This is a genomic window from Bacillus sp. JJ1764, from assembly GCF_036962145.1.
Taxonomy (GTDB): Bacteria; Bacillota; Bacilli; order Bacillales; family Cytobacillaceae; genus Neobacillus.
In genome coordinates this window covers 1-13,061 of the sequence record NZ_JBALNY010000021.1, presented here as the reverse complement: position 1 = coordinate 13,061, position 13,061 = coordinate 1, and the positions used below count along the sequence as shown (strand labels likewise).

The 13,061-nt window shown below is 40.1% G+C and carries 11 protein-coding genes; all 11 read left to right on the top strand.

The window, feature by feature from the left end; translation table 11 throughout:
* Positions 1-91 precede the first annotated feature (91 nt).
* The 11 genes from sdaAB (at position 92) to ftsY (ending at position 12,967) form a co-directional block, all read left to right on the top strand.
* Positions 92-754 carry an L-serine ammonia-lyase, iron-sulfur-dependent subunit beta gene (gene sdaAB / locus V7083_RS03395; protein ID WP_335475376.1) on the top strand — a complete coding sequence of 221 codons (663 nt, stop codon included), beginning with the start codon at positions 92-94 and terminating at the stop codon, positions 752-754.
* Between the two features lie 23 nt (positions 755-777).
* Positions 778-1,674: an L-serine ammonia-lyase, iron-sulfur-dependent, subunit alpha gene (gene sdaAA, locus V7083_RS03390; protein WP_335475374.1), complete on the top strand. Its 897-nt coding sequence runs from the start codon at positions 778-780 to the stop codon at positions 1,672-1,674.
* A complete protein-coding gene (recG, locus tag V7083_RS03385) occupies positions 1,658-3,706 on the top strand; it encodes an ATP-dependent DNA helicase RecG (protein WP_335475372.1) in 2,049 nt (682 codons plus the stop codon). Before sdaAA ends, recG begins: the two co-directional genes overlap by 17 nt.
* A gap of 149 nt (positions 3,707-3,855) precedes the next feature.
* Positions 3,856-4,422 carry a transcription factor FapR gene (gene fapR, locus V7083_RS03380; protein WP_335475370.1) on the top strand — a complete coding sequence of 189 codons (567 nt, stop codon included), beginning with the start codon at positions 3,856-3,858 and terminating at the stop codon, positions 4,420-4,422.
* A gap of 12 nt (positions 4,423-4,434) precedes the next feature.
* The gene (gene plsX / locus V7083_RS03375; RefSeq protein ID WP_335475369.1) at positions 4,435-5,430 is read left to right on the top strand and encodes a phosphate acyltransferase PlsX; all 996 of its coding nucleotides are present in this window, start codon (positions 4,435-4,437) and stop codon (positions 5,428-5,430) included.
* 20 nt (positions 5,431-5,450) lie between these two features.
* Complete coding sequence (gene fabD / locus V7083_RS03370) at positions 5,451-6,398, top strand: ACP S-malonyltransferase (RefSeq protein ID WP_335475367.1); 948 nt, start codon at positions 5,451-5,453, stop codon at positions 6,396-6,398.
* Entirely contained in the window at positions 6,395-7,138 is a 744-nt protein-coding gene (fabG, locus tag V7083_RS03365; protein WP_335475365.1) for a 3-oxoacyl-[acyl-carrier-protein] reductase, read from the top strand. The genes fabD and fabG overlap by 4 nt, the downstream gene beginning before the upstream one ends.
* 69 nt (positions 7,139-7,207) lie before the next feature.
* Positions 7,208-7,438 (top strand): acyl carrier protein, encoded by a 231-nt coding sequence (locus V7083_RS03360; protein ID WP_335475363.1) that lies wholly within the window; start codon positions 7,208-7,210, stop codon positions 7,436-7,438.
* Positions 7,439-7,600: 162 nt separating this feature from the next.
* Positions 7,601-8,341, top strand: a complete 741-nt coding sequence (rnc, locus tag V7083_RS03355; RefSeq protein ID WP_335475360.1) for a ribonuclease III — start codon at positions 7,601-7,603, stop codon at positions 8,339-8,341.
* Between the two features lie 52 nt (positions 8,342-8,393).
* Positions 8,394-11,960: a chromosome segregation protein SMC gene (smc, locus tag V7083_RS03350; RefSeq protein ID WP_335475358.1), complete on the top strand. Its 3,567-nt coding sequence runs from the start codon at positions 8,394-8,396 to the stop codon at positions 11,958-11,960.
* Between the two features lie 17 nt (positions 11,961-11,977).
* Positions 11,978-12,967, top strand: coding sequence for a signal recognition particle-docking protein FtsY (gene ftsY / locus V7083_RS03345; protein ID WP_335475356.1), 990 nt, complete (start codon positions 11,978-11,980; stop codon positions 12,965-12,967).
* The last annotated feature ends 94 nt before the right edge of the window (positions 12,968-13,061 follow it).

Sequence of the window (13,061 nt, the reverse complement as noted above, 5' to 3'; positions counted from 1 at the left end):
CCCAATTTCTTTTTTGATAATTGAGGCAGCCAGGATACATTAGAAAGAATAGATTAGAGTAAGAGATATTTTTGGCAAAGGGGGAAGAATTGTGAAATATAGAAGTGTGTTTGATATCATAGGTCCGGTCATGATTGGTCCTTCCAGTTCCCATACGGCAGGTGCCGCTAGAATTGGCAGAGTCGCCAGAAGCTTATTTGGCCGAGAACCTAAATGGGCAAATATTTCCTTATATGGCTCTTTTGCAAAAACCTACAAAGGTCATGGAACAGATGTAGCCATTGTGGGAGGGTTATTGGATTTTGATACAGATGATACGCGAATTATCAATGCAATTGAAATTGCTGAAGAACATGGTATGAAATTGCATTTTATTGAGGAGGATGCAGTACCTGAGCATCCAAATACAGCTAGAGTCATTATCGGAGATCAAAATGGAGATTTAGAACTCGTAGGTGTCTCAATTGGCGGAGGCAAAATTGAGATCACAGAATTAAATGGGTTCGACCTAAAATTATCAGGTAATCATCCAGCCATTCTGGTAGTCCATAATGATCGCTTTGGCGCCATTGCCAGTGTCACCAATACTTTGGCTAAATATGAAATTAATATTGGCCATATGGAGGTCGCACGCAAAGAAATGGGGAAAATGGCCCTAATGACGATTGAGGTGGACCAAAATATCGATGACCAACTGATAACTGAGTTGGAGCAGCTTCCAAATATATTAAAGGTAACTAAAATTGTGGATTAATACAACATAGAGGGGGGTCAAAAGTGTTTCGAAATGTAGCAGAATTGGTTAAACTTGCGGACAGTCAAAATAAAAAAATATCGGAAATTATGATAGAACAAGAAATACAAGTAACTGGGAGGTCCAGGGAAGAAATTCTCTCCCTAATGGACAGAAACTTAACTGTCATGGAGGAAGCGGTAGAGAGAGGCATTAAAGGCGTTACCTCCCATTCAGGTTTAACCGGTGGTGATGCGGTCCTTCTACAAAAATATATTGAAAAAGGCAACTTCTTATCAGGAGAAACAATTCTTGATGCAGTTAGTAAAGCGGTTGCAACAAATGAAGTCAATGCCGCTATGGGAACCATTTGTGCCACTCCGACGGCAGGATCGGCTGGTGTTGTTCCCGGAACATTATTTGCTGTTAAAAATAAATTGAATCCGACCAGAGAGCAAATGATCTCATTTTTATTTACATCCGGTGCGTTCGGATTCGTAGTCGCAAATAATGCCTCTATTTCCGGGGCCGCAGGGGGCTGTCAGGCAGAAGTAGGGTCAGCTGCTGGAATGGCGGCTGCGGCAATAGTTGAAATGGCCGGTGGAACTCCTGAACAGTGTGCAGAAGCAATGGCTATAACACTAAAGAATATGCTTGGGCTAGTATGTGACCCAGTGGCAGGGCTTGTGGAAGTCCCATGTGTTAAGAGAAATGCAATGGGAGCTGCAAATGCAATGGTTGCTGCGGATATGGCGCTTGCTGGTATTAAGAGCCGAATTCCTTGTGATGAAGTTATAGATGCGATGTATAAAATAGGTCAAACCATGCCAACGGCCTTAAGAGAAACTGGACAAGGAGGGTTGGCGGCGACACCGACGGGCCGGGCGCTCGAGGCAAAGATTTTCGGTATCCCGCTCAGTAAAAGTGAATCCAAATCTTAATCAACCCGTAACCATATTAAAGGGAATTGGTGAAGAAACTGCTGAAATGTTATCAGAAATGCGGATCTATACAGTCCGAGATTTACTTGAGTATTTTCCATATCGCTATGAAGATTATCGTCTCCGAGATTTAGCCGAGGTACAGCATGAAGAGAAAGTAACCGTGGAAGGGAAGGTTCATAGTGAACCTTCTCTTGTCTATTATGGCAGGAAGAAGTCCAAGCTGACGATCAGGGTATTAGTTGGAGCTTATCTGATCAAGGTAGTTTTTTTTAACCAGCCTTATTTAAAAAATAAAATTAGTATGAATGGTCTTGTGACTGTGACAGGGAAGTGGGATGCACACAAACAATTGATTACCGCGAATGAACTACAGTTGGGGGAGAATAAAAAAAATAATCATTTTGAACCCGTTTATTCGTTAAGAGGAAAATTAACTACCAAAGGGATGCGAAAATTTATCAGCATCGCTTATCAGCAATATGGAAGTCTAATAGAGGAGAATTTACCAAATTCTTTTTTAGTTAAATATCGATTGCTTAATCGAAAAGATGCTATAAAATCGATTCACTTTCCGGAAAACCAGGACGAGGTGAAACAAGCAAGAAGACGTTTTGTTTATGAGGAATTTCTTTTATTTCAATTAAAGATGCAAGGTTTAAGAAAGTTCGAAAGGGAGCATTCTCCAGGCATCAGTCAATCGTATGATTTGCTAAAATTAAAGGAATTTATTGACAAGCTTCCATTCCCATTGACCGATGCACAAAAACGGGTGGTTAATGAAATTTTGAAAGATCTTAAATCACCCTATCGAATGAACAGATTGCTTCAGGGAGATGTAGGTTCAGGGAAAACAGTTGTAGCAGCCATTGCTCTATATGCAAGTGTTACAGCGGGCTTCCAAGGAGCATTAATGGTGCCAACAGAAATTCTTGCGGAACAGCACGCAGAGTCCTTAAAACATCTATTAGAGCCGTTTGGAATCATCTGTGAATTATTGACCAGCTCCGTTAAGGGCAAGAGGCGTAAAGAAATTCTCCAACAATTAATGGAAGGTCACGTCCATGTGTTAATTGGTACCCATGCACTGATTCAAGATGAGGTCAGTTTTCAAAAATTGGGTCTTTGTATAACGGATGAACAGCATCGCTTTGGTGTGGAGCAGCGGCGAATCTTAAGGGAAAAGGGAGAAAATCCTGACGTTTTATTTATGACCGCTACACCGATTCCTAGAACCTTGGCGATTACCGTTTTTGGAGAAATGGATGTTTCCATTATTGATGAAATGCCAGCGGGACGTAAAACGATTGAAACCTATTGGGCCAAACCGGAAATGCTGGAGAGGGTACTGGCATTCGTTGAAAAAGAATTAGTAAAAGGGCATCAGGCTTATGTCATTTGTCCATTAATCGAAGAGTCAGAAAAACTCGATGTCCAAAATGCAATTGATGTTCATACCACCCTGTCACATTATTTTCAAAATCGCTTTAAGGTGGGCTTAATGCATGGGAGATTGAGCTCAGATGACAAGGACGCTGTGATGAAGGAGTTCAGTTCGAATGAGGTCCAAATCCTCGTATCCACTACCGTAGTCGAGGTAGGTGTGAACGTCCCAAATGCCACGATGATGGTGATTTATGATGCAGAACGCTTCGGATTGTCACAGCTCCACCAGTTGCGCGGACGGGTTGGACGAGGAAGTGATCAATCCTATTGTATCCTGTTAGCCAGCCCGAAGTCTGAAGTAGGACAAGAACGAATGAAAATTATGACTGAAACCAATGACGGCTTTGTGCTTAGCGAAAAAGATTTGGAAATTAGGGGTCCTGGTGATTTCTTCGGCAAAAAACAGAGCGGCATTCCAGAATTCAAGATCGCCGATATGGTTCACGACTACCGGGCCCTCGAAACAGCCAGAAGCGATGCCGCCATGTTAATCCAATCAAAAGATTTTTGGAGCACTGAGGAATATGCATATCTAAGAAAATATCTTGAAGAATCAGGTGTTTTGGCTGGAGAAAAGCTTGATTAGTATTTTCAACATCCCCTATTAATTTAGTGATTTATGGAATACTAACGAAAAAAGCAGAAAGCAAGTAGAAAACTTATTCTTGCATTCTGCTTTTTTAACTTTTATACTACTCTTAGTACCTAGTCATAAGATCTCGGACGGTGTAGAAAATGAGAAGAAGTAAAAAAGAGCGCCAACAGCTATTAAGTACAACCATTAAAGAGAATCCTTTTATAACAGATGAAGAGCTCGCTGAAAAATTTCAAGTCAGTGTACAAACGATTCGATTAGACCGGTTGGAACTATCGATACCTGAGCTGCGCGAAAGGATTAAAACTGTAGCGGAAAAAAGGTTTGAAGACGAAGTGCGTTCCCTGCCAATTGAAGAGATAATTGGTGAAATCATTGATATAGAATTAGACGAAAGTGCTATTTCAATCTTTGATGTAAAAGAAGAGCATGTATTTAAACGGAATCAAATTGCCCGAGGACATCATGTATTTGCCCAAGCAAATTCCCTTGCCGTTGCCGTCATAAATGATGAATTGGCCCTTACTGCAAAAGCTAATATCCAATTTAAACGCTCCGTTCGCTTAAATGAGCGGGTTATTGCCAAAGCAAAGGTAGCGAAAATAGATGACCTAACCGGAAGAACTTTTGTCCAAGTATCCAGTTTTGTCAATAATGAACTGGTGTTTACTGGTGAATTTGAAATGTATCGGTCGAAAAATCAATAAAGGATGAGACAGATGAAAATTGCAATCGATGCTATGGGCGGCGATCATGCTCCAAAGGAAATCGTTTTGGGTGCAATCAAGGCCGTTCAAACCTTTTCAGATTTACATATTACCCTTGTGGGTGACGAAACTAAAATAAAAGAATACATGACCAATCAAGATAGAATATCCATTTTACATACAACAGAAGTCATTCTTGGAACAGATGAACCTGTTCGTGCCGTGCGCCGCAAGAAAACAGCATCTATGGTGCTTGCTGCCCAGCAGGTAGCAGATGGACAGGCAGATGCTTGTATATCTGCGGGAAATACAGGAGCTCTAATGGCAGCTGGATTATTTGTGGTTGGAAGAATTGAAGGAATTGACCGTCCTGCATTAGCTCCGACACTGCCAACTATTGGCGGAGAAGGATTTCTATTGCTGGATGTTGGGGCAAATGCTGATGCTAAGCCAGAACATTTGCAGCAATATGCCATGATGGGGTCAATCTATAGTCAAAAAGTTAGAGGAATTTCCAAGCCTCGGATTGGACTACTTAATATTGGAACAGAAGAGAAAAAAGGAAATGAACTGACAAAACAAGCTTTTGGTTTCTTAAAGGAAACAAACCTCCATTTTGTTGGAAATGTTGAGGCCCGCGATTTACTTGATGGGGTTGCCGATGTGGTAGTTACCGATGGTTTTACCGGCAATATGGTCCTAAAGACAATTGAAGGTACCGCGCTCTCAATGTTTAAAATGCTTAAGACAGCATTAATGAGCAGTTTTACAAGTAAAGTAGCGGCTGCTGTCTTGAAACCTAATTTAAAACAACTAAAAGAGACAATGGATTATTCCGAGTACGGCGGGGCTGCACTTTTTGGTTTGAATGCTCCGGTTATCAAGGCACACGGTTCTTCTAATGCTCAAGCTATTTTTAGTGCTGTAAAGCAAACGAGAGAAATGGTTTCAAATGATGTTGTAACTCTTATCAAACAAGCGGTTGAAGAAAATAAAGTAAAAAATTGACGGGTAAAAGGAGTGATCATATGAGTAAACTAGCATTTGTATTTCCAGGACAAGGTTCTCAAGCAGTAGGAATGGGTAAAGACCTAGCCCAACAGTATCCTGAAGTCATGGAATATTTTAATAAGGCCGATGATAAATTAGGTTATTCCTTAAGCAACCTTATTTTTGAAGGACCGAAGGAAGAGTTAACCATTACCTATAACACTCAACCGGCCCTTTTAACAACGAGCATTGCGATGTTAAGCTTTTTTGAAAAATCGGGAGTTAAGCCTGATTATGTTGCAGGACATAGTCTGGGTGAATATACAGCACTTGTCGCTGCTGGTGTTCTTTCTTTTGAAGAAGGCGTTTATGCGGTGAGAAAACGTGGTGAATTCATGGAGCATGCTGTACCGAATGGTGAAGGTGCTATGTCCGCCGTATTAGGGTTGGACCGGGATAAATTGGCTGCTGTAACAAAAGAAGTTACCGAATCCGGAGCTTCAGTATCACTCGCAAATTTGAATTGCCCAGGACAAATTGTAATTTCTGGTTCTAAGCAAGGAGTTGAGCTTGCTGGTATAAAGGCTAAAGAAGCCGGTGCCAAAAGAGTTCTGCCATTAGAGGTTAGCGGTCCATTTCATTCTCCATTAATGGAACCAGCTTCCGGTCAATTACGGGAGGTCTTGGATTATCTAGAAATGAAAAATGCCGAGATTCCAGTCGTTGTGAATGTTTCTGCTGAACCGGTAAGTTCTGCTGAAGAAATAAAGGATAAACTCATTGAACAACTGTATTCCCCAGTATTATGGGAGGATTCCGTTCAGAAAATGATTGCCTTAGGTGTTGATACCTTTATTGAAATTGGGCCGGGAAAAGTATTGTCTGGCTTGATTAAAAAAATTGATAAGTCAGTTAAAATTCATTCCGTATTTGATGAAGAGAGTGCGAACGCTGTAATAGAGGCACTTAAGGAGGAACTAAGATGAACCTAGATGGGAAAATTGCACTGGTAACAGGTGCATCCAGAGGAATCGGCCGAGAGATCGCTTTGGAATTAGCCAGACTTGGTGCCAATGTTGCTGTAAACTATTCCGGAAGTGAAGCAAAAGCCAATGAAGTTGTTGATGAGATTAAGGCAATGGGAAAAGAGGCTTTTGCAGTAAAATGTAATGTTGCAGAGGCGGAAGAAGTAGCTGAAATGGTGAAAGCTACTATCGACCAATTTGGCAGACTGGATATTCTAGTTAATAATGCAGGAATCACTAGGGATAATCTTCTTATGAGAATGAAAGAAGAAGAATGGGATGATGTCATAAATATCAACCTAAAAGGTGTGTTTCTGGTAACAAAAGCAGTAACAAGACAAATGATGAAGCAGCGCCATGGGCGGATCATTAATATTGCATCAATCGTCGGTGTCAGCGGCAACCCTGGACAGGCCAACTACGTCGCAGCGAAGGCTGGGGTCATTGGTCTAACTAAAACAACAGCGAAAGAATTAGCATCACGTAATATTACCGTTAATGCGATTGCTCCTGGTTTTATTACAACAGACATGACAGAAAAGCTACCAGAAGATGTTAAAGCAGAAATGCTGAAGCAAATTCCATTGTCACGCTTAGGGGAGCCTAAGGATATTGCAAAAATAACTGCCTTCTTGGCTTCAGAGGATTCTTCTTATATCACTGGTCAAACCTTCCACGTTGATGGCGGCATGGTAATGTAAAAAAATTTATTCTTTCATTTATTATTTGAAAGAAATACACTATAATAGCTTGAGGGGAGGTGAACAAGCATGGCAGATGTATTAGAACGTGTAACAAGAATCATCGTAGACCGTTTAGGAGTAGATGAGTCACAAGTTACTCTTGAAGCTTCGTTTAAAGATGATCTTGGCGCTGATTCCCTTGACGTAGTAGAACTAGTTATGGAATTAGAAGATGAATTCGATATGGAAATTTCTGACGAGGATGCTGAAAAAATCGGCACTGTTGGTGATGCTGTTAGCTACATAAATAGTAAATAGTGATCCCGTTGGATAATATTCATTAAGCTCCGTTTTCAAACGGAGCTTTATTCTGTAGAATAGAACTTGGCGGCCAAATAACCAAGTTCTTTGTTTTTTCATTGGGATTGATTAAACTAACTATAGGCTGATCGTAAATTAAATGCAAGGTGGAGAAATTACATGCGCAGAAACGGGAAAGAAAAGGATTTAAATACGCGCACAAAAGAAAACCAATTTAAAGAATTACAACATTCACTTGGATTCTTTTTTGAAAATGAAAAATTATTAAAACAAGCTTTTACTCATTCATCCTATGTGAATGAGCATCGAAGAAAGCCTTTTGAAGATAATGAAAGGCTTGAGTTTTTAGGAGATGCTGTTCTTGAATTAACCATTTCACAATTCCTGTTCAAAAGATTTTCATCCATGTCAGAAGGGGAACTAACGAAACTAAGAGCTGCCATCGTTTGTGAGCCATCATTAGTTTCTTTTGCCAATGAATTAGGGTTTGGCAAGTTAATTCTACTCGGTAAAGGTGAAGAAATGACTGGAGGCCGAGAACGTCCTGCATTATTAGCAGATGTATTTGAAGCTTTCATTGGATCTCTCTATTTAGATCAAGGGATTGATAAAGTTATCGAGTTTCTTGAACAGATTGTTTTTCCTAAAATTAGCGCCGGTGCTTTTTCTCATGTGATGGATTTTAAAAGTCAATTACAAGAGCTCGTTCAAAGGGATGGGTCGGGTGTAATTGAATATCGTGTTCTTCAAGAAAAGGGTCCAGCCCACAATAAAGAGTTCGTTTCAAAAGTAACACTGAGCGGAGAAGAACTTGGAGTGGGAACAGGACGATCAAAGAAGGAAGCAGAGCAACATGCTGCACAAAAAGCATTAGAATTTCTGAAAGCGAAAACAACTTAGATATGACAAATGACGAAGGAGAAATCCCGGGCATTTTAGGGAGGATTAAGGAATGTTTTTAAAACGGTTGGACGTTATTGGTTTTAAATCCTTTGCTGACCGGATTGGAGTAGACTTTGTCCAGGGAATAACGGCAGTAGTTGGGCCAAACGGGAGTGGGAAAAGTAACATTACGGATGCCATTCGCTGGGTTCTAGGAGAACAATCAGCAAAATCACTGAGAGGCAGCAAAATGGAGGACATCATATTTGCAGGCAGTGATACCCGAAAAGCTCTAAATATTGCTGAAGTAACTTTAACCTTGGACAATCAGGATCAAGGGATACCAATTGATTATAATGAAGTCAGTGTAACCAGGAGGGTATCTCGTTCTGGGGACAGTGAATTTTATATTAATAAACAGTCTTGTCGCTTGAAAGATATTATCGATTTATTTATGGACTCCGGTCTCGGAAGGGAAGCTTTTTCAATCATCAGCCAAGGGAAGGTTGAGGAGATCTTAAACAGTAAAGCAGAGGATCGCCGTGTAATTTTTGAAGAAGCAGCTGGCGTATTAAAATATAAAAACCGGAAGAAAAAAGCAGAAGGCAAATTAGAAGAGACACAGGACAACCTTAATCGGGTTTATGATATTCTTCATGAGCTTGAGGTTCAGGTGGAACCATTAAAAATGCAGGCTTCAATGGCAAAGGATTATTTGGAAAAAAAGGCGGAACTTGAAAAATTTGAAGTGGCCTTAACGGTTTATGAGATTGAAGACCTGCATCAGAAATGGGAGAGTCTTAAGGAACAGCTCCATGATCATCAACAGCAGGAGTTAAAGCTTTCAACAGAGATTCAACTAAAGGAAGCAAAGATCGTTGAAATGAGAGATCAAATCTCCGCGTTGGATGAATCCATCTCCGATTTACAAAATGTCCTCTTACATGCAAGCGAAGAATTAGAGAAGCTCGAGGGAAGAAAGGAAGTTCTAAAGGAAAGAAAGAAGAACGCTTCCCAGAATAAGGATCAATTAATCCAAAATATTGCTGAATTGACCGATAAAGTAAACCTGTTGGTAAGCAATCGTCATCAACAAGAAACTGCAGTCGAGATTTTAAGCAGCCAAGTAAAAGAATTACAGTTACAGTTAAAAGAAAATCAAGAGAAATTGTCGCTGTTTACTGAAAATCTCGAGGATAAAATCGAGAGCTTAAAAAGCGAGTACATTGAAATATTGAATGAGCAGGCTGGAGCAAAAAATGAATTAAAATATATTGATGAGCAACTGCAGCAGCAGGAACGAAAAAGTACTCGTCTTGATGGAGAAAATGAAAAATATCTTCAGGAGCGGCAGCAAGCTCATAAGAAACGACTTGAAATCGAAAGTTCTCTTGAAACAATTCAACAGGAGCTTTCCAGCCAGGTTGGGTCTTACCGCGAGCAGCAACATAAACTAGAAACTGTTAAAAACCAATACCAAAAGCAAGAAAAAACATTATATCAGGCCTATCAATTATTGCAGCAGGCAAAGTCTAAAAAAGAAATGCTAGAGGATATGGAAGAGGACTTTGCCGGCTTTTATCAGGGAGTAAAAGAAGTATTAAAGGCTCGTGGTTCTAAATTAAGAGGAATAGAAGGGGCCGTTGCCGAACTGGTGACTGTTCCTAAAGAATATGAAACAGCAATTGAAATTGCCTTTGGTGGGGCCCTCCAGCATATTGTTGTAGAAACAGAAGAACATGGGCGAATGGCGATTCAATTTTTAAAGCAACATTCATATGGCCGAGCCACTTTCTTGCCGTTAAGTGTCATGAAAGGAAGAACACTTTCTTCTGCTCAACTTATGTCCATTGGACAACATCCAGCCTTTATTGGAACTGCCGTCAGCCTTGTTCAATTTGATTCAAAATACTCTGAGGTCATGAACAATCTATTAGGAAGTGTTGTAATCGCAAAAGAGTTAAAAGGGGCCAATGAACTAGCTAAAATCCTTCAATACCGGGTCAGAATTGTCACCCTAGACGGTGATGTGGTAAACCCGGGAGGCTCGATGACCGGAGGAGCTGTAAAACAAAAGTCCTCGTCACTATTATCGAGAAAAACAGAGCTTGAAGATTTAAAAGAAAAACTGGTCATTATGGAAGGTAAAACAGCAGAATTAGAGCGCTTTGTTAAGGAATTAAAGGAAGAAGTACTAGAAACTGAATCAAAACTTGAGGACAAGCGAAAAGAGGGCGAAGAGCTGAGGCTAACCGAGCAATCCATTAAGGGGAAACTTCGTGAAGCAGAGCTCGAAGAAAAAAATATAAATGAACGCTTAGAGATTTATGATTTAGAAAAAAATCAAATCATGAGTGAACAGGAAACCTTGTCTGCAAGAAAAGTAGAAGTCATAAAGGCACTTGAGGACTATAAAGGTACCATTATGGAAATGGATGGAAAGATTGCCCATCTGACAGATCAAAAGACAAAGGACTTGACCTCTAAGGACGTTCTCACAACAGAAATCAACGAATTGAAGATTGCTCATGCTTCCAAAAATGAACAATTTCTAAATGCAAAAGAACGTTTGGCGATTAATATTCGGGAATTAGCAGAAAGTGAACAAAAACTAGAAATATTAAAAGAAGATCTTACTCTGTTAACAGCGGAAATGACAGACAGTTCCACTGGAGAGGTGCAGCTAGAGGAAGCAGCCAAAAGAAAACATCAGGATAAAGAAGCAACCTTGAACCTCATTAGTTCCCGGAGAGAAGAGAGACTCAGCCTCCAAGATGCTTTGGACAACCTGGAAATGGATGCAAAAGAGCTAAAAAGAGTTCATAAAGGTTTAATCGTAATCGTGAAAGATGAAGAAGTAAAAATGAACCGTTTAGATGTGGAGCTTGAAAATAGGCTTACTCATCTACGGGAAGAATATTTATTGTCGTTTGAAGGGGCAAAGGAACAATTCCCATTGACCGTTCCAGCTGAAGAAGCTAGAAAAAAGGTGAAGTTGATCAAGCTGGCAATCGATGAGTTAGGCAATGTCAATTTAGGCGCAATTGAAGAGTATGAACGGGTTTCGGAACGCTATGAATTTTTAAATGAACAGAAACAGGATTTGCAAGAAGCGAAGGATACACTTTTTCAAGTCATAAAAGAGATGGATGAGGAAATGAAAAAACGTTTCGAACATACCTTTGTGGGAATTCGTGAACACTTTGAACCTGTGTTCCGTGCTCTTTTTGGAGGCGGGCGAGCGGATTTAATTTTAACAAATCCGGAAGACTTGTTAAATACCGGCGTAGAAATTGTTGCCCAGCCACCAGGGAAGAAGCTTCAAAACCTTGGACTGTTATCAGGTGGCGAGCGTGCATTAACAGCTATTGCCCTGTTATTTTCCATTTTAAAGGTACGTCCTGTTCCATTTTGTATTTTAGATGAGGTGGAAGCTGCCCTTGATGAGGCAAATGTTCATCGATTTAGTCAATATTTGAAACGCTATAGTACAGGGACGCAATTTATCGTCATAACCCATCGGAAAGGGACCATGGAGGGTGCTGATGTCCTTTACGGGGTGACGATGCAAGAATCAGGTGTGTCCAAGCTTGTATCGGTTCGCTTAGAGGATACTAAAGAACTGGTAGAATTATAATTAAAGGAAGTGAAACGATGAGCTTTTTTAAGAAATTAAAAGAGAAAATTACGAAACAAGCAGATACTGTAACTGAAAAGTTTAAAGAAGGACTAACGAAAACAAGAGATAATTTTTCCGGTAAGGTCAATGATTTAATTGCACGCTACCGAAAAGTGGATGAGGAATTTTTTGAGGAGCTTGAAGAAATCCTTATTCAAGCCGATGTAGGCTTTGACACTGTAATGAAATTAATTGATGAATTGAAAATGGAAGTTAAACGTCGCAATATTCAGGACCCACAGGATATGCAAAGTGTTATTTCTGAAAAACTCGTGGAAATATACAATGGTGATAAAGAACAGTCATCCGCATTAAATATTCAGCAAGACGCTTTGACAGTCATTTTATTTGTTGGTGTTAATGGGGTCGGAAAAACAACCACAATTGGTAAGCTGGCTCATAAGTTTAAAAATGAAGGAAAAAATGTGCTACTCGCTGCAGGTGATACCTTCCGTGCAGGAGCGATTGAACAGCTTGAGGTTTGGGGCGATCGAGTTGGAGTGGAAGTGATTAAGCAAGGGGAAGGCTCCGATCCCGCTGCCGTTATGTATGATGCAATTCAGGCTGCAAAATCTCGGAAAGCAGATATTTTAATTTGTGACACGGCCGGTCGTTTGCAAAATAAAGTGAACTTAATGAAGGAGCTTGAAAAAGTAAAACGGGTGATAGAGCGAGAAGTTCCTGGTGCACCACATGAAGTATTGTTGGTGTTAGATGCTACAACCGGTCAAAATGCCCTAGTTCAAGCGAAAACATTTAAAGAAGCAACAAATGTTACTGGAATTGTCCTTTCAAAATTGGATGGTACGGCTAAAGGCGGAATCGTGCTGGCGATCAGAAATGAGTTGAAAATTCCGGTGAAGTTCGTCGGTCTAGGTGAAAAAATGGATGACCTACAAGAATTTGATCCAGAAAAATATGTTTATGGTTTATTCGCCGACCAGGTTGAAAAATCAGAGGAATAAAGAAATCACAGTATTAGGAAAAAGCCTAATACTGTTTTTTTATGGAAAAAAGATTGCATTTTTAATCGTATAGTGTAAAATTACACTATGGTAA

Excerpts from the sequence above, each read along its gene's own strand:
- fapR (WP_335475370.1), top strand. The coding sequence starts at position 3,856 with ATGAGAAGAAGTAAAAAAGAGCGCCAACAGCTATTAAGTACAACCATT.
- plsX (WP_335475369.1), top strand. The coding sequence starts at position 4,435 with ATGAAAATTGCAATCGATGCTATGGGCGGCGATCATGCTCCAAAGGAA.
- fabD (WP_335475367.1), top strand. The coding sequence starts at position 5,451 with ATGAGTAAACTAGCATTTGTATTTCCAGGACAAGGTTCTCAAGCAGTA.
- fabG (WP_335475365.1), top strand. The coding sequence starts at position 6,395 with ATGAACCTAGATGGGAAAATTGCACTGGTAACAGGTGCATCCAGAGGA.
- V7083_RS03360 (WP_335475363.1), top strand. The coding sequence starts at position 7,208 with ATGGCAGATGTATTAGAACGTGTAACAAGAATCATCGTAGACCGTTTA.
- rnc (WP_335475360.1), top strand. The coding sequence starts at position 7,601 with ATGCGCAGAAACGGGAAAGAAAAGGATTTAAATACGCGCACAAAAGAA.
- smc (WP_335475358.1), top strand. The coding sequence starts at position 8,394 with ATGTTTTTAAAACGGTTGGACGTTATTGGTTTTAAATCCTTTGCTGAC.
- ftsY (WP_335475356.1), top strand. The coding sequence starts at position 11,978 with ATGAGCTTTTTTAAGAAATTAAAAGAGAAAATTACGAAACAAGCAGAT.